20 protein-coding genes are annotated in these 23,296 nt (G+C 66.3%); 4 read left to right on the forward strand and 16 right to left on the reverse strand.

Translation table 11 applies throughout. From position 1 onward, the window contains the following. Window positions 1-1,439: 1,439 nt before the first annotated feature. The 11 genes from GV832_RS01050 to GV832_RS01100 all read right to left on the reverse strand — a co-directional run bounded on the left by GV832_RS01050 (window position 1,440) and on the right by GV832_RS01100 (window position 10,943). On the reverse strand, window positions 1,440-2,618 hold the full coding sequence (locus GV832_RS01050) for a FliM/FliN family flagellar motor switch protein (RefSeq protein WP_168772951.1): 1,179 nt from the start codon (window positions 2,616-2,618) through the stop codon (window positions 1,440-1,442). Between the two features lie 135 nt (window positions 2,619-2,753). Continuing rightward, window positions 2,754-3,734: an ABC transporter substrate-binding protein gene (locus tag GV832_RS01055; protein ID WP_168772952.1), complete on the reverse strand. Its 981-nt coding sequence runs from the start codon at window positions 3,732-3,734 to the stop codon at window positions 2,754-2,756. 26 nt (window positions 3,735-3,760) lie between these two features. Next, window positions 3,761-4,585 carry an ABC transporter permease gene (locus tag GV832_RS01060; RefSeq protein WP_435531737.1) on the reverse strand — a complete coding sequence of 275 codons (825 nt, stop codon included), beginning with the start codon at window positions 4,583-4,585 and terminating at the stop codon, window positions 3,761-3,763. A gap of 143 nt (window positions 4,586-4,728) precedes the next feature. Further along, window positions 4,729-5,613, reverse strand: coding sequence for an ABC transporter permease (locus GV832_RS01065; RefSeq protein WP_168772954.1), 885 nt, complete (start codon window positions 5,611-5,613; stop codon window positions 4,729-4,731). Next, window positions 5,613-5,945: a hypothetical protein gene (locus GV832_RS01070; RefSeq protein WP_168772955.1), complete on the reverse strand. Its 333-nt coding sequence runs from the start codon at window positions 5,943-5,945 to the stop codon at window positions 5,613-5,615. The genes GV832_RS01065 and GV832_RS01070 overlap by 1 nt, the downstream gene beginning before the upstream one ends. A gap of 129 nt (window positions 5,946-6,074) precedes the next feature. Beyond that, on the reverse strand, window positions 6,075-6,887 hold the full coding sequence (locus tag GV832_RS01075) for an ABC transporter ATP-binding protein (protein ID WP_168772956.1): 813 nt from the start codon (window positions 6,885-6,887) through the stop codon (window positions 6,075-6,077). Further along, a complete protein-coding gene (locus GV832_RS01080) occupies window positions 6,884-7,402 on the reverse strand; it encodes a hypothetical protein (RefSeq protein WP_168772957.1) in 519 nt (172 codons plus the stop codon). Before GV832_RS01080 ends, GV832_RS01075 begins: the two co-directional genes overlap by 4 nt. 91 nt (window positions 7,403-7,493) lie before the next feature. Continuing rightward, window positions 7,494-7,898, reverse strand: coding sequence for a hypothetical protein (locus GV832_RS01085; RefSeq protein ID WP_168772958.1), 405 nt, complete (start codon window positions 7,896-7,898; stop codon window positions 7,494-7,496). Between the two features lie 51 nt (window positions 7,899-7,949). Next, window positions 7,950-9,401, reverse strand: a complete 1,452-nt coding sequence (gene hydA / locus GV832_RS01090) for a dihydropyrimidinase (protein ID WP_168772959.1) — start codon at window positions 9,399-9,401, stop codon at window positions 7,950-7,952. 1 nt (window position 9,402) lies between these two features. Beyond that, the gene (locus GV832_RS01095; protein ID WP_168772960.1) at window positions 9,403-9,696 is read right to left on the reverse strand and encodes a hypothetical protein; all 294 of its coding nucleotides are present in this window, start codon (window positions 9,694-9,696) and stop codon (window positions 9,403-9,405) included. Then, entirely contained in the window at window positions 9,693-10,943 is a 1,251-nt protein-coding gene (locus GV832_RS01100) for a Zn-dependent hydrolase (protein WP_168772961.1), read from the reverse strand. Before GV832_RS01100 ends, GV832_RS01095 begins: the two co-directional genes overlap by 4 nt. Window positions 10,944-11,061: 118 nt before the next feature. Between GV832_RS01100 and GV832_RS01105 the strand changes: the two genes are divergently transcribed. The 4 genes from GV832_RS01105 to GV832_RS01120 all read left to right on the forward strand — a co-directional run bounded on the left by GV832_RS01105 (window position 11,062) and on the right by GV832_RS01120 (window position 15,641). Continuing rightward, on the forward strand, window positions 11,062-11,694 hold the full coding sequence (locus tag GV832_RS01105) for a TetR family transcriptional regulator C-terminal domain-containing protein (protein ID WP_168772962.1): 633 nt from the start codon (window positions 11,062-11,064) through the stop codon (window positions 11,692-11,694). Between the two features lie 215 nt (window positions 11,695-11,909). Continuing rightward, complete coding sequence (locus GV832_RS01110) at window positions 11,910-12,365, forward strand: heme-degrading domain-containing protein (protein WP_168772963.1); 456 nt, start codon at window positions 11,910-11,912, stop codon at window positions 12,363-12,365. Between the two features lie 146 nt (window positions 12,366-12,511). Next, a complete protein-coding gene (locus GV832_RS01115; protein WP_168772964.1) occupies window positions 12,512-13,120 on the forward strand; it encodes a TetR family transcriptional regulator C-terminal domain-containing protein in 609 nt (202 codons plus the stop codon). Between the two features lie 583 nt (window positions 13,121-13,703). Beyond that, entirely contained in the window at window positions 13,704-15,641 is a 1,938-nt protein-coding gene (locus tag GV832_RS01120; RefSeq protein WP_227754164.1) for a potassium transporter Kup, read from the forward strand. 342 nt (window positions 15,642-15,983) lie between these two features. Here GV832_RS01120 and iolB read toward each other — a convergent pair whose 3' ends face one another. From iolB to GV832_RS01145, 5 genes are all read right to left on the reverse strand, one after another. Further along, window positions 15,984-16,799 carry a 5-deoxy-glucuronate isomerase gene (iolB, locus tag GV832_RS01125; RefSeq protein WP_168772965.1) on the reverse strand — a complete coding sequence of 272 codons (816 nt, stop codon included), beginning with the start codon at window positions 16,797-16,799 and terminating at the stop codon, window positions 15,984-15,986. 75 nt (window positions 16,800-16,874) lie between these two features. Beyond that, window positions 16,875-18,701 (reverse strand): 3D-(3,5/4)-trihydroxycyclohexane-1,2-dione acylhydrolase (decyclizing), encoded by a 1,827-nt coding sequence (iolD, locus tag GV832_RS01130; RefSeq protein ID WP_227754165.1) that lies wholly within the window; start codon window positions 18,699-18,701, stop codon window positions 16,875-16,877. Beyond that, window positions 18,701-20,596, reverse strand: coding sequence for a bifunctional 5-dehydro-2-deoxygluconokinase/5-dehydro-2-deoxyphosphogluconate aldolase (locus GV832_RS01135; RefSeq protein WP_168772967.1), 1,896 nt, complete (start codon window positions 20,594-20,596; stop codon window positions 18,701-18,703). The genes iolD and GV832_RS01135 overlap by 1 nt, the downstream gene beginning before the upstream one ends. A gap of 233 nt (window positions 20,597-20,829) precedes the next feature. Beyond that, window positions 20,830-21,660 carry a MurR/RpiR family transcriptional regulator gene (locus GV832_RS01140; protein WP_168772968.1) on the reverse strand — a complete coding sequence of 277 codons (831 nt, stop codon included), beginning with the start codon at window positions 21,658-21,660 and terminating at the stop codon, window positions 20,830-20,832. Between the two features lie 65 nt (window positions 21,661-21,725). After that, entirely contained in the window at window positions 21,726-23,111 is a 1,386-nt protein-coding gene (locus GV832_RS01145) for a trehalase family glycosidase (protein WP_168772969.1), read from the reverse strand. Between the last annotated feature and the right edge of the window lie 185 nt (window positions 23,112-23,296).

Raw genomic sequence — 23,296 nt, forward strand, 5'->3', positions numbered from 1 at the left:
AATTGGCGAAGCCCTTGGAATGGATCGGCCGAGGCGAAGGTCACTGGTCCGCATCCTGCGCCCATTTGGCCATTGGTTCGCGCAAGATCGGGAAGGGTCGGTTCTCCGGCGGAAGCTCGACCGCCCTTGGGACGACCCTTGGCCCGTCCGGGATGGCGCACGGGATGAATTGACCTTGTGGTGAGGGGCCTGGTCGATACAGGGGCAGCGCACCGAGGACCCGATTGCGCAGAACGCCTGGGACCTTGGCCCCGTCCTTGGCATGCGCTCACGGCTCCAGGATGTCCCGCCTGCTGTCTGGCAGCATTGCGCGGGCCACGAAGACCGCCCTGTTCGCCCCCCTTCGGTGCGGGATGCGACACGGATCCGTGTCTGAGATGGCGGGGGGCCAAGGGGCGATTCCTGGTGCTGAGGCGCGGCCCGTGCAAACAGTCGCCCGGACCGCTCGCAGGCGCAGAACGTCATGACCGCCCCAGGGATCGCGGAAATCAGGCGAGGCCTCGACGGATCTGGCCCTTCGCCTTGGGCTTGAACCGATGCGCAATCCCCTGGTGGAGACGATCTGCGCGGAGCTCTCTCCCCCCGTTCCAGGCGGGCAAGTCTCCCCTGGGGCCCGGGTTCCAGGCTCCTGGCCTGGCCGCGCCTGCAAGGCTGGCGGGTTCTGCGGCCCGCGATCTCCCCGGCAAAGGGGAAGGCATGGAGACACCGGCAGCCGCGTCCGTGGCCATCTCCCGACGGCGATCAGACGGCTCCGCCAAATCGCTCCCTGGCGGCGATGTGCCAGAGGCTCGACACCACGCCCGCTGGTGCCCGGACTTCCGAACCTGCCAGGGCCGCAGCAAAGAGGTCTTGGCCGAGGCGGCCACCCTGCCCTGACATCAAGAGTGCTTCGGCCTGGACCCGTTCAGGCGCATGGTCGGGTCTCGTCGAGGAGCGGCCCCCGTCAGCGGGTGAGAGGCGGGCCAGGAGGAGATCGTCCCGGGTGTCATGCAGCAGCCCCGTCAGCGGGCGGGACGCGGGCCAGGTCGAGGTCGTCCCGGGTGTCACGCAGCAGCCCCGTCAGCGGGCGGGACGCGGGCCTGGTCCAGGTCGTTCCCGGTGCGACGCGGCAGCCCCGTCAGCGGGCGGGACGCGGGCCTGGTCCAGGTCGTTCCCGGTGCGACGCGGCAGCCCCGTCAGCGGGCGGGACGCGAGCCAGGTCGAGATCGTTCCCGGGTGTCACGCAGCAGCCCCGTCAGCGGGCGGGACGCGGGCCAGGTCGAGGTCGTTCCCGGGTGTCACGCAGCAGCCCCGTAAGCAGGCGGGACGCGGGCCAGGTTGAGGTCGCTCCGGGTGTCACGCAGCAACCCCGTCAGCGGGCGAGGCGCGGGAGCCCCGCCAAACGGGTCAGACCCAATCACCTGGTTGGCCCTGCCCCGCCAGGGCACAGGGGAGCGCCGTCAGTCTGTCCCCGTCGGAAGGAACTCTCCAAGCGCGTCGGGGTCCATCGTGGGGAAATCCATCGCGGGGAAATCGCCGCCCTGATCGAGACCCGCAGCCGGGAAATCACCGCCCTCCCCGGCGCCGAAGTCGAAACTGCCAAGGTCTGCGGCCATGGGCTGGGGCATGTCGAAGCCGCCGCCCAGATCGCCCAACCCGGCCTCGAGGCCAGCACCCAGGCCAGCACCCGGGCCCGCCATCCCGCCAAGCGACAGGCCGCCCATCTGCCCCTCGCTTTCGCCCGTGGCGGTGCGCAGGCCCTTGGCCTCGGCAATGCGGATCGCGCGCAGGCCGCGATTCTGGCCGAGCTTGCCATCGGCCACATGCTTGCCATCCAGCCCCTCGAGCCGGATCGCGTCCAGCGCCGCCTCGCCCAAAGGCAGCACCGCCCCGACCTCGAGCCGCATGATCTGGCCCAGCGACAGGGTCACCCGCGCGAGGACCGCATCGATCCTGGCCTGGGCATCCAGCACCTTTTCGGCCAAGAGCGTCGCAAAGGCCGGGCCGTGGCTTTCGACCGGAGCCTCGTCGCTGACGCTGGCGGGCTGGCGACCGCGCCCCTCGGCCGGGACGGCCAGGAGGATCGAGCCCTGCCGCACCCCGCCGCCCAGGGAGACCTCCGCCCGCAGAAGCTTCAGCGGCGCATCCTCCAAGAGGAGGACCAGCGGACGCGGGTCGTCGAGGAAAGAGGCATAGCGGAAGCCCCCCGCCCAGACGAGATCCGCCTCTTCGGCCAATTGCGCCTCGAGCCCCGCAAGCGCCGCATCGACCACGGTGGCCACCATGGCGGCATCGGTGCGGGTGGGCTTGCGCGGCACGATCTCTTGACTGCGCAGGCGACCGATGGTCTGCGCCTCGATGAAGCCGGTCAGGACGGGTTGGCTGATGATGATGGCACCCAGACCCTCTTGCGGGCCTTCAAGGATGGCGATCAGCGCGCGTTCGGGCACAAGCTCTGCCAATTCGGCCAAGGAGCGCCGTTCGATGGACAGGCTGCGCACGTCCAGCGACAGTTTCAGGTGATCCTGAACCGACCTTGCCAGCGAGACCCGCCATGCCCGGTCGGCGCCCGGACCACCCTCGGCCCGATCGACCCGCGATGCGGCGAGTTTTTTGCGAATGATTCCTGCTTCTGCCATCGACACCCTGCCTTGAGCCTCAGACTGGCCGAAAGCGGTTATCAAATGGTTAGGATGCGAGAACCAAACCGGAATTTCGCAAAGAAAACGGCGCGCGGGTTCCCCCGCGCGCCGCCGAAAATCCCCGTCAAAGGCTTATTGCAGCGCCTTGTCGGTGATCTGGTGGGTCCAGGCACCCTCGGGCTCCTTGGTGATGACCGGGTCAGAGCCGCCCGCCATCAGGGTCGCCACGGTGCGCTTGTAGTCGGCCTCATCGAGCGCGCCGTTCGAGCCCGCCGTCAGCTTGGCCACTTCGCCCATCATGAACTTCTGGTGGGCTTCGGTCTGGGCGCCGGTCTGGTCGGCCTCCAGCACGATCATCGCGGCCTCGTCCGGATTGGCCTCGGCATCCTTCCAGCCCTTCATCGAGGCGCGGACGAATTTGACCATCTTCTCTTCGAAAGCCGGATCTTTCAGATTGTCTTCAAGCACATAGAGCCCGTCTTCCAGCGTCGCCACGCCCTGCTCTTCATACTTGAAGGTCACCAGGTCCTCGGCCTTGATCCCGGCATCCAGCACCTGGCCATATTCGTTATAGGTCATGGTCGAGATGCAGGCGGCCTGCTTTTGCAGCAGGGGATCGACGTTGAAGCCCTGCTTCAGCACGGTGACGCCGCCCGGGCTGCCATCGGTCTTCAGACCCAGTTGCGACATCCAGGACAGGAAGGGATATTCGTTGCCGAAGAACCAGACGCCCAGGGTCTTGTCGGCGAAATCGGCGGGCGAGGCCACGCCGGTTTCCTTCAGGCAGGTCAGCATCAGGCCCGAGGATTTGAAGGGCTGGGCGATGTTCACCAGCGGAAGGCCCTTTTCGCGGGCCGCGAGCGCCGAGGGCATCCAGTCGATGATCACATCGGCACCACCGCCCGCGATGACCTGGGCGGGGGCGATATCGGGGCCGCCGGGCAGGATTTCGACCTCGAGGCCCTCTTCCTTGTAATAGCCCTTGGCCTCGGCCACGTAATAGCCCGCGAACTGGGCCTGCGTCACCCATTTCAGCTGCAGCTTCACGGTTTCCGCCCAGGCGCCGCCGGACAGAAGCGCCAGGCCCATGGCCGTCATCATCAGTTTCTTCATTGGTAGACCTCCTTGTTTATCCGTCATTATTTCCCCCTTTGCGAGGGATGCCAGAAGGTGACGCGGCGCTCTGCCGCGCTCACCAAACCGTAGAACACCGAACCGGCCAGGGCCGCCACGGCAATTTCAGCCCAGACGAGCGGAAGGGCAAGCTGGCCCACCGCGGTCGAGATGCGAAAGCCCATGCCCAGCGTCGGAGAGCCGAAATTTTCAGCCACGATAGCACCGATCAGCGCGAGGGTGGCGGCGATCTTCAGCCCGTTGAAGAGAAAGGGCATGGCGGCGGGCAGGCTCAGATAGCGCAAGCGCTGGGTGGGGGTCGCGCCCCAGGTCTCCATCAGGTCGCGCTGCATGCGGTCGGCGGCGGCGAGGCCTGCGACCATGTTCACCAGGACCGGGAAGAAGACCATGACGACGACGACGGCGGCCTTGGACTGCCAGTCGAAGCCGAACCACATGACCATGATCGGCGCGATGCCGACGATGGGCAGGGCCGAGACGAAATTCCCCACCGGCAAAAGCCCGCGCCGCAGGAAGGGCACGCGGTCGACGAGCACCGCGACCAGCACCGCCGCCGCCGCGCCCATGACATAGCCCGTCACGGCGCCCTTGAGCACGGTCTGGATGAAATCGTCGCGCAGGAGGTCGAGGTTGGCCAGGATGGCGCCCCAGATCGCCGAGGGCGCGGGCAGGATGACCTCGGGGACCTCGAACGCCCGCGTCAGGACCTCCCATAGCCCAAGGGCGAAGAGGCCGCCGAGGACGGGGACCAGCACCTGGGCCAGGCGCGGCGCGCGGCGGATGGCCAGGCGCGAGAGGTCCCAGGCGAAGAGGACGGCCGCCGCCAGCATCAGCCAGAAGCTCCAGCCAGGGCCGTATTGCGGCGCGTCGATCTGGCCCACCGAAGACCGCGCCCAGAGGAAGGCCAGGACCACGAGGCCCACCCCTCCGGCAACCGCGATGACGCCTTCGCGCAGCGCAAGTGCAGAGCTCTTCATTGCGCCATCCCCATCTTTTTCAGAACCAGCCGCTCGACGCCGGCCATCACCACCACCAGAACCCCCGCCAGGATCGCCGCCGCGAACAGCGCGGCCCAGACGATGATGGGCGATCCGAATTGCGAGCCGATCAGCATCCGCGCGCCAAGCCCCTCGATGGCGCCGGTGGGGAGTTCCCCCACGATGGCACCGACGAGCGAGGCCGCGATGCCCACCTTCAGCGAGGCGAAAAGGTAAGGCATCGAGGAGGGCAGCCGCAGCAGCCGAAAGGTCTGGATCTCGGAGGCGCCATAGGTCTTCAAGAGGTCCAGCTGCATCTGGTCGGGCGCCCGCAGCCCCTTGACCATGCCGACCAGGACCGGGAAATACGACAGGTAAGCGGCGATGATGGTCTTGGAGACGAGCTGGTTTTCGACGCCGATGCGCTCTCCGAAGCCCAGGGTGTTGGAGAGGACCACGATCATCGGCGCCAGCGCCACGACCGGGATGGTCTGCGAAATCACCGCCCAGGGCATGAGGCCAAGCTCGATCACGCGCGAGCGGACGATGCCAACGGCCATCAGGCAGCCCAGGACCGTGCCGAAGACAAAGCCCCAGAAGGTCGCGGTCAGGGTCACAAGCCCATGATAGACCAGCGATTTCTTCGAGCTCGGCGCCCAGGCCGTCAGCCCCTTCCAAAGCTCCCCCGCCACCTGGTGCGGCGGCGGCAGGACGGGACGCTCCTGCGCCATCGTGTCGGACAGGAGGAGCGCCATGGTGACCTCGGTCCCGTTGCGGGAGGCCTGGTCATAGGTCCAGGCCGCGTTGAGCCAGACCGCCCCCGCATACCACAGCGCCAGGATCAGGCCGAGAACGGCCAGGACAGGACCCGCATTGCGCATCAGACGCCTCCTTTCGGCCAGGCGATCATGGCGATGGAGACGATCCCCAGGACCACGCCCGCCACCTGCAAGGAGGTGGGCCGCTCGCCGAAGAAGAGAAAGGCGATCAGCGTGATGGCGACCAACTGGAAGACCAGGCTCAGCGCAAGGGCAAGGCCGAGCCCGTTGCCCTGCATGACCTTGACCATGAGGAAATTCCCCAGGCAGAAGGCGGCCAGGGCTGCGATGAGGATCAGGGGCTTTTGGCCTGTCGCATAGGTTTTCAGGAGGGAATTCGCCACCATGAAGACGCCGGTGGAGATCGCGAGGTATGTCAGGGTGACGGCGTTCATGACTGCACCCTCGCCTGGGGGCGCTGCCCCCAGACCCCCGGGAATATTTGGGCCAAATTGAAAGCCATGAGGGGGCTTTGGCGGCCGGGGGCGCAGGGGCGTATCTGGGCAAGTATGAAAGAGGGGCGCTCAGTCATGGGCGTGACCGGCGCGCAGGCCCTCGCGGACGCGGTGGGCGATTTCGATGAACTCGGGCGTGTCGCGGATGTCGAGGGGGCGGTGCTTCGGCAGGGGGCTGTCGATGACATCGGTGATACGGCCCGGGCGCGGCGACATGACGACGATCTTGGTCGAAAGATAAACCGCCTCGGGGATGGAATGGGTGACGAAGCCGATGGTTTTGCCGGTGCGGGCCCAGAGGTTCAGGAGCTCTTCGTTCAACCGGTCGCGGACGATTTCATCGAGCGCTCCGAAGGGTTCGTCCATCAGGAGGATATCGGCGTCGAAGGCGAGCGCCCGGGCGATCGAGGCGCGCTGCTGCATGCCGCCCGAAAGCTGCCAGGGGAATTTCTGGCCAAAGCCCTTGAGGTCGACGAGGTCGAGGACACGCTGGGTGCGCTCTTCTTGTTCGTCCTTGGAAAATCCCATGATTTCAAGGGGCAGCGAGATGTTCTTGGCGATGGTGCGCCACGGGTAAAGGCCCGCCGCCTGGAAGACATAGCCATAGGCGCGTTTGCGGCGCGCCTCGTCGGGGGTCATGCCGTTGACGGTCAGGGTGCCGGAGGTCGGATGCTCCAGGGCCGCGATGGCGCGCAGGAAGGTCGTCTTGCCGCAGCCCGAGGGCCCGATGAAGCTGACGAAATCGCCCTGGTTGATCGTGAGGTTCACGTCCTTCAGCGCCTGGACCGGGCCGTCATTCGTCTGGAAGACCAGGTTGACGCCCCTGGCCTCTATGGCGGGGGCGGTTTGCTGGCCCGGGGCTGGCTTTGCGGTTTGGCTCAATTGGTTCCTCCGAAGACGGCTTCCGCGTTGACGCGGGTTTTTCTGATTGTGCGGGCGGCGAGCACGGCGGCGGCGAGGAGCGGCAGGCCGAGGGTGGCGTAGGAGAACAAGGTTGCCATGAACAGCACCTCGACGGGCGCAGGCCCATTGTCGAATTCACCGCCGTTGAACCCCTCCATCACCGCAATCACCACGACTGCTGCCAGGCCCGAGCACAGCGGCGCGGCCATGAGCGCCACGACGCGCCCGAGCCAGGGGCGCAGGTCAAGGCTCTGGCAGAGGGCAAAGGCCAGGCCGTAGCCGAGGCTGGCGGTGACGAGGAAATAAGCTCCGACAACGGCAAGGGGGAAGAGCACCTCGGAGGACATGCGCGCATATTGGAGATCACCGCTGAACCCGAGATAGATGATGAAAAGCCCCGCCTCGATGGCCACGCCGCAAAGCACGACGATGACGGATTGCGCGTAGATCGCGTCGAAGCCCATGCGGTCGTGGAGGAGGGGGAGCAGGGTCATGCGACGGTTCCCTCCGTGGGGCCTTTGGCCTGCCCGGAGCACCGCTGCACTGCTCGGCCCTGGGACCCCAAGCCGCTCTTGGACCCTTGTCTCATGGCTTCAGCTCCTCGGTGGCGCCGAAGGCGCAGAGGGTCAGGGACCAGGCCAGGCCCGTGGTCCCCAAGATCCAGCCGCCGAAGATCGCCACCTGCCGCACACCGGGCCAGTCCCCGCCGCCAAAGGTGACCGAAGATGCCGCTGCGGTCAGGACGAAGGCCATTGCGGCCGACAGGCTTGCCGCAAGGGGCCGGAGCGCAAAGCGGTGGCCGAGGCGGAACAGCACGGCGTTCCAGAGGATCATCAAGGGCAGCCAAGCCAGGGCACCGAAGATCAATCCGCCAAGGCCCATCATCAGGGCTGTGCCAAGGTGCACGGAAAGGGCGACCCCGTCGTCCTTTAACGTAATTAGGCTGAACAGGGCCGACAGCAAAGCTCCTGAAAGGAAGCTGGTCAGCATCCCGACTGCAGCTATGCGCCAATAGAGCCTGTCCGTATAGCCCTGCACCCCTTACACCCCCGTCGCCGGGATGCCCGTCCGCGCCACCGGACGCGGGGCGGTCAGGTCTTTCCACTGGCTCAGCGCGCGGTTCACGGCCGGGCGCGCCTCGCGGGCGACGAACTTCCCATGGCCCTCGCGGGTCTCCACCTTGCCGTCGTTGATCGCCACATGGCCGCGCGTCATTGTATAGCGCGGCAGGCCCTTGACCTTTTGGCCCTCGAAGACGTTGTAGTCGATGGCGGATTGCTGGGCCGAGGCCGTGATGGTCTTCTCCTTCTCGGGGTCCCAGACGACCAGGTCGGCATCGGCGCCCACGAGGACCGCGCCCTTCTTGGGATACATGTTCAGGATCTTGGCGATATTGGTCGAGGTCACCGCCACGAATTCGTTGGGCGTGAGCCGCCCCGTCGCCACGCCATGCGTCCAGAGCATCGGCATCCGGTCCTCGAGCCCCCCAGTGCCATTGGGGATCTTGGCGAAGTTGCCGAGGCCGAAGCGCTTTTGCTCGGTGGTGAAGGCGCAGTGGTCGGTGGCCACGCAAGAGAGGCTCCCGGACTGCAGACCCGCCCAAAGGCTGTCCTGGTGCTGCTTGTTGCGGAACGGGGGCGACATGACGCGGCGGGCGGCATGGTCCCAATCGGGGTGGAAATACTCGCTCTCATCCAGCGTCAGGTGCTGGATCAGGGGCTCGCCCCAGACGCGCTTGCCAGCTTGGCGGGCGCGGCGGATGGCCTCATGGGCCTCCTCACACGAGGTATGGACAACGTAGAGCGGCACTCCCGCCATGTCGGCGATCATGATGGCGCGGTTGGTGGCCTCGCCCTCGACCTGGGGCGGGCGCGAATAGGCATGGGCCTCGGGGCCCACGTTGCCTTCCGCGATCAGCTTCGCCGTCAGCTCCGCCACCACGTCGCCATTCTCGGCGTGCACCATGGCGAGGCCGCCGAGGTCTCCGACGCGGCGGAAGGACTGGAAGAGCTCGTCGTCATTGACCATCAAGGCGCCCTTGTAGGCCATGAAATGCTTGAAGGAGGTCATGCCGGCCTTCACGGAGGCCGCCATGTCCTCCCAGACCTTCTCGCCCCACCAGGTGACGGCCATGTGGTAGGAATAGTCGCAAGAGGCGCGGCCGGATTTGTTGTGCCACATTTGGGCTGCGTCCATCAGCCCCTGGCCCTGGCCCGGCAGGACGAAGTCGACGACCATGGTCGTGCCGCCCGACAGCGCCGCGCGGGTGCCGGATTCGAAGTCATCGGCCGAATAGGTGCCCATGAAGGGCATCTCGAGATGGGTATGCGGGTCGATCCCGCCCGGCATGACGTAAGCCCCGGTCGCGTCGAGCTCGGTGCCGCCCTTGAGGCCCTGCCCGATCTCGGTGATCACCCCGTTCTCGATGCGGACATCGGCCTTGTAAGTCAGATCCGCCGTGACGATGGTGCCGTTCTTGATGATGGTGGTCATTTTAGGTGCTCCGGAATATCAAGGGGGAAACCGTCCAGACCTTGGCCTCGCGCGACAACTGGAAGCCTGCGGGAAGGTCAAGAAGCGTCGGTATCGAGGGATCGCTGGCAAGAAGATGCTTCAGGCCAACGATTTTCCAGGCTTCGCCGTCAGTGAAATCATCGTCTTCTTCTCCACAGCACATCCAAAGGTCTCCGTCCAGTTCTAGCCAGACCCTCTCCACGCTGCGTTCGCCCGCCGCGAGATGGCTGCAAATATACGTCGCAAAGTTGGGAGGAAGGTCGCCGAGCCTCACTCGACAACCTCCGCCACCTGCAAGACCGCATGCAGCATCACATCCGCCCCCGCCGCCGCCCATTCGGGGAAGATCAGCTCGGCCTCGTTGTGGCTCAGGCCATCGACGCAGGGGCACATGATCATCGTCGTGGGCGCCACGCGGTTGATCCAGCAGGCGTCATGGCCTGCACCGCTCACGATGTTCATGTGCGAATAGCCCAGGCGCTCGGCTTGGGTGCGGACGATCTCGACCAGGGAGGGGTCGAAGGTGACGGGGTCGAAATGGCCTACCGCCTCAATCGCAATCCCGAGGCCCAGCTCGGCGGCCACCGCATGGGCCGCGCGTTCGACCTCGCCGCGCATCAGGGTCAGTTTCTCCAACTCGGGCGAGCGGATATCGACCGTGAAGACAACCTTCCCCGGGATCACGTTGCGCGAGTTCGGGAAGACCTTCACCTGCCCCACCGCGCCCACCGCGTTCGGCTGGTGGGCCATGGCGATCTGATGCACCCTTTCGGTGATCCGCGCCATGCCAAGCCCCGCATTCACCCGCATCGCCATCGGCGTCGAACCGGTATGGGCATCCTTCCCCGTCAGGGTGATCTCCAGCCACCAGAGCCCCTGCCCGTGCGTCACCACGCCAATCGTCTTGCCCTCGGCCTCGAGGATCGGGCCCTGCTCGATATGGAGTTCAAACATGGCCTTCATCTTGCGGGCGCCGGTGACCTCGGACCCAACCCAGCCGATCCGCGCCAGCTCCTCGCCGAAGAGCTTGCCGTCGAGGTCCTTTCGGCCCTTGGCATAGTCCTCGGTATGCAGCCCCGCGAAGACCCCGGAGGCCAGCATGGCAGGGGCAAAGCGGGCGCCCTCTTCGTTGGTCCAGTTGGTCACCACGATGGGATGCTTGGTGCGAATCCCGAGGTCGTTCATCGTCCGCACGACCTCGAGCGCACCCAGCACCCCCAGGACCCCGTCATACTTGCCCCCCGTGGGCTGGGTATCTAGGTGCGAGCCCATATAGACCGGCAGCGCAGAAGGATCCTCCCCTGCCCGCGTCATGAACATGTTGCCCATCGTGTCGACGCCCATGGTCATGCCTGCCGCCTCGCACCAGGACTGGAAGAGCCTGCGCCCCTCGGCATCGGCATCGGTCAGGGTCTGGCGGTTGCAGCCCCCCGCAACCCCCGGCCCGATCAGGGCCATATCTTCCAGGCTCTGCCACAGACGCGCAGAATTGATGCGATGATTGCCGCCGCTGACCGCCATTTTCGTCTCCCTGTCGCCTGAGGGTCTTAACGCCCTTGCCGCGACTCTTTTCCTGACCTTATGGTCAGAGTGAACGCCCGACCTGACCAATCGGTCAAGATAAATTTGCAGGGAAGCGATGAACGAAGCGGCACGGCCCCTCAAGCGCACGGAAATCCGGCAACAGAACGAGGCCCTGATCCTGAAGGCGGCCGAGAAGGTCTTTGCCGAGGCGGGCTTTGGCGGGGCCACGATGCAGCTCATCGCCGATATGGCGGGCCTGCCCAAGGCCAACCTGCATTACTATTTCGCGACCAAGGAAGACCTTTACCGCCGCGTGGTGCAGAACATCTTCGAGATCTGGCTCGAGGCGGCCGAGGCCATGGATGTGGCCGATGACCCGGTGACCGGGATCGGCGCCTATATCGAGGCCAAGATGGCGATTTCCCGCGCCCATCCCGATGGGTCCAAGGTCTGGGCCTATGAGGTCATGCATGGCGCCCCGGTGATCCAGGACTACCTGGAGACGACCTTGCGCGACTGGACGAACGACCGCATCGCGCGGATCGAGGGCTGGATCGCGGCGGGCAAGATCAAGCCCATAGCACCCCGCCACCTCCTTTACATGATCTGGGCCACGACCCAGCATTACGCCGATTTCGGCCACCAGATCGCCACCCTGAACCGCGGGCCGCTGAGCGACGAGGACTGGCGCCGGGCCACGGCGGCGGTCAAGGAGATCCTTTTGCGCGGGATCGGCGCGCTGGACTGACCACGCTGGACGGGCCGCGCTGGACGGGCCGCGCTGGACGGGCCGCAAGCGCCAGGCTGTCCCGGGCCCCGACCCGGGACCTCGACCCGGAAGAGGGACGCGGAACGCAACACGGCACAGGCAGGGGCCCCGGCTCGATGGGCCCCCCTATCCGAAATGCCCCCTTTTCCCGCGTCCCTCAATCCGCCATGCTGGCCGAAAGAGGGAGACGCGCGATGACAACCCAAGAGCTTGAGGCCGAACTCTCCGCCCTGTCCCTGTCCGCCTGGGACGAGGATGTGGCGCTGGAACTGGGCCATATCCTGGTCAGCCTGGCTCGGGAGCGTGACCTGCCCGTGGTCATCGATATCCGCGACGCCAACCGTTGTTTCTTTCATGCGGCCCTGCCCGGCTCGGCCGCGCAGAACGACAACTGGGCGCGGCGGAAGTCGAACCTGGCGCTTTACACCGGCAAGGCCTCGCTGGTGGTGAAGCAGGTCTTCGCGGCCAAGGGGCGGACCTTGGCGGACGAGGGGCTGAGCGAGGCCGATCACGCGATGAGCGGCGGGGCCGTGCCGGTGAAGCTCGGCGCGGCCATGGTGGCGGTGGCCACGGTCTCGGGCCTGCCGGATGTCGAGGACCACAGGCTGGTGGTCGAGGCCCTCGGCCAACTGGCGCGACAGGGCGGCTGAGCAGACGGGGCGGCTGAGCAGACGGGGCGGCTGAGCGAACAGGGCGGCTGAGCGAACAGGAAGGGGGCGGCGCCCCCCTCCCCAAGCGGCAGGGGCGGCAGGGCGCCCCGGGTCAGGATGGGGCCAAAGGACAGCAAAGGCAGAAGATGAAGACCAAACCCATGACCCGCATCCAGGAGCGCAACTCCCGCGCCATCCTCGAGGCCGGGCTCGACGTCTTTTCCGTCCATGGGTTCCGGGGCGCGACGCTGGACCAGATCGCGGAAGCCGCGGGGCTCTCGAAACCCAACCTGCTGTATTACTTCCCCTCCAAGGATGCGATCTACCTCAGCCTTCTCGAGCAGCAGCTGCAGACCTGGCTTGATCCCCTGCGCGCGATGGACCCCAAGGGCGAACCCCTGGCCGAGGTCCTGGCCTATGTGAAGCGCAAGATCGAACTGGCCCGCGACTTCCCCCGCGAAAGCCGGCTCTTCGCCAACGAGATCCTGCAAGGCGCCCCCCGCCTGATGCCGGAAATCGAGGGCGCGCTGAAAAGCCTGGTCGAGGAGAAATGCGCGGTCCTCTCGGCCTGGATGGCAGAAGGTCGCATCGCCAAGATGCCGCCCACCCACCTGGTCTTTTCGATCTGGGCCCTGACCCAGCATTACGCCGATTTCGACGTCCAGGTCCGCGCGGTGCTTGGCCCCGGCCACGACCCTTTCGCCGAGGCCGGGAGCTTCCTGGACCAGCTTTTCCGCAAGCTTCTGGCGCCCTGAGGGGGGCGAGAGCCTTGTTGCGGCACGGGGGTGGCGCGGATTGGGCCGGAGAGCCCCAGTCGGGCAGGCCCTGTGCCTGTGCCCGGGGCGGCAGAGGCCGCGGCCGGGCCTCAGACCCTGTTCTGCCGGACCGCGCTGGAGGGGCTGTCTGCCCCTCCAGACCTCCCCGAGGATATTTGAGCAAGTATGAAAGGGGCCGGCATGAACGGGGAAAGAGGGGGCGTATTTTCCCTGGAGAGGGACTCTTGGCAGGAGGGGGCTACGGGGTCTGAGGTCTAGAGCGCGGTTCCGTAGGGCGCCCAGAGCCATGCTGGTCGGGGCCATGCGGGTCGGGGCCATGCGGGTCGGGGCCTTTTGGGGGGAGGCCTGAAGGGCCGGGAGCCATGGGGCTTGTGCCCCTCGTTGCAGGGCTCAGGGGGATGGGCCCCTTCGCGCTGCCTGTGCCGAAGTTGACGGATTGGCAAGACTTCGGGCCGATTATGGCGCAGCCGCCAGGACTTCTCACAGGGTCGTGACGGGATCGCTGGACGAAGCCTCGCGGCGGGTGTAGCTAGCGCGCCTAGACAGGTCACTGGCCAAGGTCATGAACGACAACAGCTCGCAAGACACGCCCGCCTCTTCTCCCGAGGCGGCCAAGCCCGAACCGGCCATGCCGCAGGGCCATGCTCCTCAACAAAACCTGGCAAAACTGATCCTCGGTTCTGTCGGCGTCGTCTATGGCGACATCGGGACCTCGCCGCTTTACGCGCTGCGCGAATCCCTGCATTGGTCGAAATGGGACGGAAAATCCGCCGAAGAGGTCGTGGGAATCGTCTCGCTGCTTCTGTGGACGCTGATCCTGATCGTCACGGTCAAATACGTGCTTCTGATCATGCGGGCCGACAACCGGGGCGAGGGGGGCACGCTCTCGCTCGTGGCCCTGGTCCAGCAGGCGCTGAAGCGGCGGCCGGGGTGGCTGATCGCGATTGGCGTCGTGGGGATCTCGCTTTTCTTCGGCGATGCGATGATCACGCCGGCCATGTCGGTCCTGTCGGCGGTCGAGGGCATGGCGCTGGTGGCCCCGGGCTTCCAGCCCTTTGTCGTGCCCGCGACATTGGGGATCATCATCGGGCTTTTCCTGTTTCAAAGCCAGGGGACCGAGCGGGTCTCGAGCTTCTTCGGGCCGATCATGGTGGTCTGGTTCCTGGCGATGGCGGGGATGGGGCTTTGGCACCTGGGCGACGATGCCCGCATCCTGGAGGCGCTCGGGCCCCATCACGCGGTGGGCTATCTGATGAACCACGGCCTGGCCTCGTTCTTCGTCATGGGATCGGTCTTCCTGGCCGTCACCGGGGGCGAGGCGCTTTATGCCGACATGGGCCATTTCGGCCGCCGCCCGATCCGCCTGGCCTGGGTGGGCCTGGTCTTCCCGGCCCTGGCCCTGAGCTACCTGGGCCAGGGCGCCTTCGTGCTGAACAACCCGGCCGGCGCTTCGGACCCTTTCTACCTGATGGTGCCGGAGTGGCTGCTGCTTCCCATGGTCATCCTGGCCACGGCGGCGGCGGTCATTGCCAGCCAGGCGGTGATTTCGGGCGCCTTTTCCATGATGCAGCAGGCGGTGCAGATGGGTCTTCTGCCCCGGCTCGAGATCCGTCACACCTCCGAGACCCAGCACGGCCAGATCTACATGCCCAAGGTCAATTCGATCCTGATGATCGCGGTGATCATCCTGGTCGTGGCCTTCGAGAGCTCGACTCGGCTGGCCTCGGCCTATGGGATTGCCGTGACGGGGGATATGGTCATCACCTCGATCCTGGCCTTCATCCTTTTCTGGCGGGCCTGGAAATGGCCGCTGGTCCTGGTCCTGGCCGTCATCGCGCCGATCCTGGTGGTCGAGTTGATGTTCCTGGCCGCCAACCTGATGAAGCTCCTGGATGGCGGCTATGTGCCCGTGATCCTGGCCATGACCATGTGCCTGTTGATCTGGACCTGGGTGCGCGGCACCATCCATGTGAAGCGCAAGGCGGCGGATTCGGCGATTTCCCTGCCGAAGCTCATCGCCATGCTGCAAAAGAGCCAGCCCATGTCGGTGCCCGGCACGGCGGTCTTCCTGACGCAAGACCCCGACACCGCGCCCTCGGCCCTTTTGCACAACCTGAAACACAACCGGGTGCTCCACAACCAGAACTTCATCGTGACCGTGCAGGTGGCCAATACGCCCACGGTCTCGGATGAGAAGAAGATCACGATGGAGCGGCTGAGCGATCATTTCGTGCGCATCATCATGACCTTCGGCTACATGGAGACACCCAATGTCCCCAAGGCCCTGTCGCTGGCCAGGAAGCGCGGCGAGAAGTTCGACATCATGACGACGAGCTTCTTCCTGAACCGCCGCACCTTCCGCTCGGCCAAGCACCACGGGCTGCCCTTCTGGCAGGAGCGGCTCTTCATCGGCCTGTCGAAATCGGCCGCCGATGCGACGGCCTTCTACTGCCTGCCCTCGAACCGCGTGGTCGAGATGGGGCAACAAATGGCGATCTGACGGGGTCCGGGAGTTTTCCGAGGCATGAAATGCCACGGAAAACTCCCGGAGGAAGCGGGGGCTGCCGCCCCCGCACCCCCGCCCAAAGGGGAGCACGCTCCCCTTTGGAAACCCCGTGGATATTTGGGCCAATGTGAAAGCAGACCCCTGCGCATGACGTCGTCGCGCAAGCGCTGAATTGTCAGAAGGCCCCCTGGCACAAGGGGCCCAGCACAGAGCCCCGATTGCCAAAACGGCACGGGTGGTCTGGAGGGGGCGTGCCCCCTCCAGCGGGGGTGCGGGGGCTGGCCCCCGCCTTCGCCCCCCAAAGGCAAAAGGCGCGCCCAATGGACGCGCCCTCTGTTACACCGTCGGATTGTCCCGCCGATAGATCCAGTCATGATCCGGGTCATTCTGGAACCGCCAGTTCCGCCGCGGCCCCGCCATGACGTTGAGGTAATACATCTCATAGCCATAGGGCGCGCCGCAGGGATGGTGGCCCTTGGGCACCAGGACCACGTCATGGCTTTTGACCGCCATGGTCTCGTCCAGGGACCCATCCTCGGTATAGACCCGCTGCACCCCGAAGCCCTGCCCCGGGTTCAGCCGGTGGTAATAGGTCTCTTCCAGGTAGGTCATGCGGGGGAAGTCATCCTCGTCATGGCGATGGCTGGGATAGGAGGACCAATTGCCCTGCGGCGTGAAGACCTCGGTCACGAGGAGTGAGCCCGCCACATCCCGCCCCTCCATGGCGATATTGTTCACCAGCCGCAGATTGGCCCCCGCGCCACGCGGCGCCATGGAGATCCCCTCGGGCCCCAGCCTTTGCGCCTTGTACTCCCCCATATAGGGCGCCGAGCAGACGGCCAGCGTGCAAGAGGTCGTGGCCTCGGCCCGCCACTCGACCCCGCCCGGGAAATAGACGCAATGCGGCGGGGTCTTCTCGAAGACATCCATCCGCGCGCCCATCTCGCCAAAGTCCTGCCCCGCGCCCGAGACCCTGGCCTTGCCCTCGACCAGCACCAGGATGACCTCGCGGTCGCCGGTCAACTCGGTGGCAACATCCCCCGCCTCCAGCCGATAAAGCCCGAAGCCCACAAAGCCCCAGCCCGCATCGGCTGCAGAGATGTCATGCACCTTGCCCCGCACGCCCTTGGGTTTCCGCAGAAGATCAACCATTCCGGCCCCCTGATTTCATCTTTTCACAAATATCCCACGGGGTGGTCTGGAGGGGTGTGAAACCCCTCCAGTGCGTCAGTTCAGCAGGAACTGCCGCTTGACGCCCGCCTCATAGCCTTCCCGCGCCGCCCGGACCTCGGCGCGGTCGGAGACTTCCGGCACCGCCACATCCCACCAGGTCCCGCCCGCGCCCGTCCCCGGCATGGGATCGGTCTCGATCAGGATGACGGTGGGCAGCGAGGCCGTCTTGGCCTTGACCATCTCGGCCTCCAGCTCCGCAATCCCCGCCACCTTCACCACCTGCGCCCCCATCGAGCCCGCATGGGCCACGAAGTCGATATGCGCGGGGTTCACGTGGTAGCTGTCATCGAGCAGATTGTTGAACCCTGCCCCGCCCGTCGCGCGCTGGAGCCGGTTGATGCAGCCATAGCCCCGGTTGTCGGTCAGGACCACGGTAAAGGGAATGCCCATCATCACCGCCGTCGCCAGCTCGGAATTGGCCATCATGTAAGAGCCATCGCCCACCATGCAGACCACATGTTTCCCGGGAGACGCCATCTTGATCCCCATGGCGCCCGCGATCTCGTAGCCCATGCAGGAGAAGCCATATTCCATGTGATAGCCGCCCTGCGCCGCGCGCCACAGAACATGCAGCGCCCCGGGCATGGTGCCGGCCGCACACATGACGACCGAATCCTTGCCGGTATTGCGCTGCACCGCGCCGATCACCTGGGCATCGGTCGGCAGCTCATTGCCCTTGGGCGCGGCAAAAAGCCCATCCGTCGTGGCGAACCAGGCCTCCCGCGCGGCGAAATCGGGATCGGCGAAGCGGTGGTCGCCCAAGGCCGCGCTGATCTTCTCGAGCGCCACCTTGGCATCGCTCACCAGCGCTTGAGCCCCGCGTTTCCCCGCATCATAGCCATGGATGTTGATCGACAGCACCTTGCGCCCGGGCCTCGAAAACACCGTCCAGGACCCGGTCGTGAAGTCCTGGAACCGCGTCCCCACCCCGATGACCAGGTCGGCCTCGGCGGCAAGCTGGTTGCCGCAGCCCGTCCCCGTGACGCCCGGAGAGCCGAAGTGCAGCTTCTCCTCCCAGTCGACCGCGCCCTTGCCGGCCTGGGTCTCGACCATGGGGATGTTGTGGCGGCGCGCAAAGTCCAGGAGCGCTGCTTCCGCGCCGGAATAGATCACCCCGCCGCCCGTCACGATCAGGGGCCGCTCCGAGGCGCGGATCGCGGCCACGGCCTCGGCCAGCTCGCGCTGATCGGGCTCGGGGCGGCGGATATACCAGACTTTCGGCACGAAGAATTCCACCGGGTAGTCATAGGCTTCCGCTTGCGTGTCCTGGCAGAAGGCCAGGCAGACCGGGCCGCAATTGGCCGGATCGGTCATCACCCGCATGGCACGGGGAAGCGCGGTCAGAAGATGCTCCGGCCGCGAGATCCGGTCGAAATAGCGCACCACGGGGCGGAAGCAGTCGTTCGCCGACACGGTCGCGTCGTCGAAATCCTCGATCTGCTGCAGCACGGGATCGGGCGCCCGGTTGGCAAAGACATCGCCCGGGATGATCAGCAAGGGCAGCCGGTTGACATGGGCCAAGGCCGCCGCCGTCACCACATTGGTCGCCCCCGGCCCGATCGAGGTCGTGACCGCCATCGCCCGGCGCCGCTTCATCGTCTTGGCATAGGCGATGGCGGCATGGGCCATGGTCTGCTCGTTGTGCCCGCGCCAGGTGGGCAGGATATCCTTGACCCCATGCAGGGCCTCGCCCAGGCCCGCCACATTGCCATGACCAAAGATCGCCCAGACGCCCTCGATGAAGCGCTCGCCCTCTTCGGTCATCTGCACGGACAGCCATTTCACCATGGCCTGGGCGGCCGTCAAACGGATCGTTCCCATCACTTGCTCCCCCGGGCTGCATCCCACACGGCGCAAAGCCCCTGATATTTCTCGACCATCATCGCGACAGCCGCCTCATCCGACAAGGCCCCGCCCAGCCAGCCCCGCGCCGCCTCGCCAAAGATCGTGCGGCCGACGGCAAAGCCCTTGACCAGGGGATGCCGTGCCGCCAGCGCGAAAGAGGCCGCCAGCTGTTCGGAGGGCGCATCGAGCCCCAGGACCACCACGCCCCGCACATGGGGGTCGTTCCGCGTGATCGCCGCGCAGGCCTTCTCATAGGCCGCATCCGTCGCAAAGGGTTCCAACTTCCACCAGTCGGGATAGACGCCCAGGTCGTAAAAGCGCTGGATGATCGTGGCGGTCGTCTCGTCATCCACCGGCCCGACCTTGGAGGGGATGACCTCCAGAAGCATCTCCAGCCGGTTGCGGCGGCAGGCGTGGAAGAGCCGGACCACCGTGGCCTCTTGTTCGGCCTTCATCTGGGGCGTGTCATCGGGGTGATAGAAGCACAGGACCTTGCAGACATGTTCCAAGGGCCATTCCTGCAGGCCCCCGAAATCCGGCCCCAGCTCGGGCTCGAGGCTCAGGGGCCGCGAGCCCGGCCATTCGACGGGCCGCCCGATCCAAAGGCCCGTGCCCGCCGCCTGGTACAGCGCCTCACGCCCCAAACGGCTGTCGCAAAGCACACCATAGCCCGCACGTCCCGCGCTGACCTGCAAGGCTGCCCTCAGGCACAGCTTCTTGAAGGCGCCGATCTTCTTGGGCGTGGCACCTTCCATGGCCTCCAGCTGCATGCGGTGGTCAAAGGCAAAGACCCGCATGGTCGAGAGGTCCTTGTGCCGGTTGGTCGCCCAATGGACCTGCTCCAGCGCCGCATCCTTGCGCAGCGCCTTTTCGACAACCCCGCGCCCCAAGAAGAACTGCAGCTCCTCCCAGGAGGGATAGGCCGGGGTGCAGCCATGGCGCGACACCGCGAAAGCCCCGCAGGCATTGGCATATTTCAAGGCCACTGGCCAGGCCTCGCCATCGAGCCAGCCCTTCAAGAGACCCGACATGAAGCCATCCCCCGCGCCCAGCACGTTGAAGACCTCGATCGGGAAGCCGGGGCCGGACTGCCCCTCGTCCAACGTATCGGGAATGGCGCCGGTGAAGGCCACGGCCCCCATGGGCCCGCGCTTGCAGACCAGGGTCGCCCCCGAGACTGCCCGCACGGCGCGCAGGGCCGCAATCGTATCGGTGGAGCCGCCCGCGATGTGGAACTCCTCCTCCGTGCCCACGATCAGGTCGAAAAGATGCAGCGTGCCCTGCAGCTTGGCCGTCACGGCGGCGGATTCGATGAAGCGGCTCTCGCCGTCGCCATGGCCCGCCAGGCCCCAGAGGTTCGGGCGGTAGTCAATGTCCAGCGCCGTCTGGGCCCCCGCCTCCCGCGCCAGGCGCAGCGCCTTCAGAACCGCCGCCTCGGTGCGCGGATGCGACAGATGCGTCCCCGTGGCGACAACCGCCCGCGCCTCGGCGATGAAGCCCGGATCGATGTCGTCTTCGCACAAGGCCATATCGGCGCAATTCTCGCGGTAGAAGATCAGGGGGAACTGGCTCTCGTCCCGGATGCCCAGAAGCACCAGCGCCGTCAGCCGCTGCGGATCGGTCTTCACCCCCCGCACATCGACGCCTTCCCGCGCCAGCTCCTCGCGGATGAAGCGCCCCATATGCTCGTCGCCCACCCGCGTGATCAAGGCCGACTTCAGCCCCAGCCGCGCCGTCCCCGCCGCGATATTGGTGGGCGAGCCGCCGATATACTTCTGGAAGGACCCCATATCCTCCAGCCGCCCGCCGACCTGGGCGCCGTAAAGGTCGACCGACGACCGCCCGATGGTGATGACGTCCAGCTTCTTCATGGCACTCCTCCCAGCCGCTCCCGGGAATCGCCCGGCGCTGTGGAATAAATATTCCACGCATTTCAAAAATGAAAGCCCCTTTCCAAGGACCTCCCCTCGTTTTCACGGGTCCCCAAATATCCACGGGGATTTTCAAGGGGGCCGTGGCCCCCTTGAAGCGGGGGTGCGGGGGCGGCAGCCCCCGCTACCTCCGGGTCGCGACAAGGGCGTCAGCCCGCAGGCAAGACCCGGACCTAGGCCCCGCCCCGCGCCGTCCCCACCGCCACCGCCAGGGCCATGGCCATGGCAATCGTGGCCGACAGGGACCGGAAGGCGCCGAAATCCACCTCCGGCACGGTCAGCACCACCGAGGCATGCCGCACCAGGGGCGAGGTCATGCGGTCGGTCAGGGCCACGACCGGCAGCCCGCGCGCGGCGGCCTCGGCCGCCATCTGGATCGTCTCTTCCGAATAGGGCGCGAAAGTGATGGCCAGGACCGCATCGCCGGGGCGCAGCGCATGGCCATGGGTCAGCTTGCCAAGACCGCCGTGCAGCATGGCCGGAACCGCCATCTTCTCCAGCACATAGGCCAGGTAGCTCGACACCGGAAAGGCCCGCCGAAACCCCACCAGGTGCAGCGTCCCCGCCGCAGTCAGCACCTCCACCGCCCGCCCCAGCGCCGCCTCGTCGGTCTGCTTGGCCAGGGCCTCGAGCGAGAGCCGCCCCGCCTCCACGAACTCCGCCAGCAGCGCGGCCGGAGACCCCGCCTCCCCCGCCCGCAGGTTCTTCAGCCGCGTCGAGTAATCGGGAAAGCCGGGCGAATAGGCCTCGCGGAAGAGCCGCTGCATCTCGGAAAAGCCCGAAAACCCCAGGATCTGACAAAACCGCATCAGGGCCGAGGGCGGGACCTCCGCCCCGGCGGCCAGCTCCGCCACGGTCGAGACCGCGATCCGGTCGGTATTGGCCGCGATATAATCGGCGCATTGGCGCAGGCGCTTGGGCAGGTCGTCCAGCACTTCGGCCAGCCTCAGGCGGAACTCTTCCACCGTGGCGGGCGCGCGCATCTCGTCTTCGGTCTCGACCATGTCCCGGGGCCCTTCTGTTGGGGTCTGGAACAAGGTTCTATCAAGCTGGAACGAAAATTCCAGCGCTATTCCTGCAGATCGATGTAAACCCCGTTCGACCAGCCGAACCCGTCCTGAAGCGGATATTCCCCGCCACCCGAGGCGCCCAGGGGCTCCATCACATTGTATTTCTCGATGAATTTCCCCGTGGCGGCAAAGACCGCATCGCAGGTGGCCAGCCAGCGCCGCCGCAGCTCCTCCGCCTCGGCGTGGAACCCGTACCGCCGCAGCCCCTGGATGGCGATCCACTGCAAGGGCGCCCAGCCGTTCGGCGCGTCCCATTGCTCGCCCGAGACCACATCCGAGGTCAAAAGCCCCCCCGGCGCCCAAAGATACGCCTTCATATGGGCCACCACCTCCGCCGCCTGCTCCACCGTGGCCGCCCCCGCCCAAAGCGGAAAGAGCCCGGCGGCCGAGGTGAAGCCCGTGGCCCGCCCCGTGGCAATCTCGACATCGCGGAAGAAGCCATCGGCGAAGAAGCGCTCTTGCAGCGCCTTCCGCCGCGCCTCGGCCGCCTGGGCATAGACCTCTTTCCCCGTGGCCTCGAAAAGGATCTCCTCGTTGACCAGAAGGATGGAATTCAGATCCACCGCCCAAAGCTCATGGGCCCGGATCGTCTCGATCCCCCCCGCGCCATACCAGCGCGCCGAGAAATCCCAGCCCGACTCGCAAGCCGCCCGCAGGTTCAGGAAATAGGACGCCGCCCCCCCGGTCTTCAGGTCATGGCCCAGCATCTCGACCCGGGGCGCCTGGGATTCGTCGGCATAGGCCGCAAGGCCGCCCTCATGACGGCGGTCCAGGAAGAACTGGTATTCCGCCTCCATCTCGGGCGCGAACTCCCGGTAGGCCGCCGCAAGATCGCCGATGGCCCGCCCATAATCCCGCACCATCGAGGGGAAAAACGGCGGCTGGCTGCGCGTCAGGAAATAGGTCCGAAAGCCATTGGGGATCAGGCCAAAGCTCTGCACCGCCCAGGCGAAATTCCGCAGCATGTCGCGGACCAGGCCATGACGCCCGGTCTTCAAGAGCCCCAGTTGCGTGAAATAGCTGTCCCAGTAATAGGCCTCCTGGAAGCGCCCTCCGACCACGACATAAGGATGCGGCAGGGGCACGCGCGAGGAGCGCTCCGGCGCATCGGCCGCCCGCGTCAGATGCGGCCACAAAGCCTCCAGATGCTCCAGCGGCCCATGGCGCGGATCGGTGCGATACCCCGCCTCTCCGGCCGAGACGGGGGCGAACCAGCGGTCGAAGAAGGCGCGCAGATCGGTCGGGGCCTCCGCGTACCATGCCGCGACGATCTCCTCGGCCGGGGCCTTCAGCACGGCATCCGAGATCACCTTGCCATCGGGCCAAAGCCCCGACAGGTGCAGATCGGTGAACAGATCGCCCAAAGACTGGTCAGGATATTCCATGCTTTCCCCGAGCTCCCCCGTGATGGCGCCGCAATACCACCCAAGAGCGCCAATTCAAAGCGCTTTGAGGGCCAGGGCCGCCGCAATCCCCGCACTTTCCTGCAATGTTTGATACGGCTTCAGCCAAAGCCCCGGCTTGCCATGGCCGCGGCCTTCCGGTCAGATGGCGGAAAATGGAGGTGACG

It is taken from the genome of Stagnihabitans tardus (assembly GCF_009925085.1).
In the GTDB taxonomy this organism is placed as follows: Bacteria; Pseudomonadota; Alphaproteobacteria; order Rhodobacterales; family Rhodobacteraceae; genus Stagnihabitans; species Stagnihabitans tardus.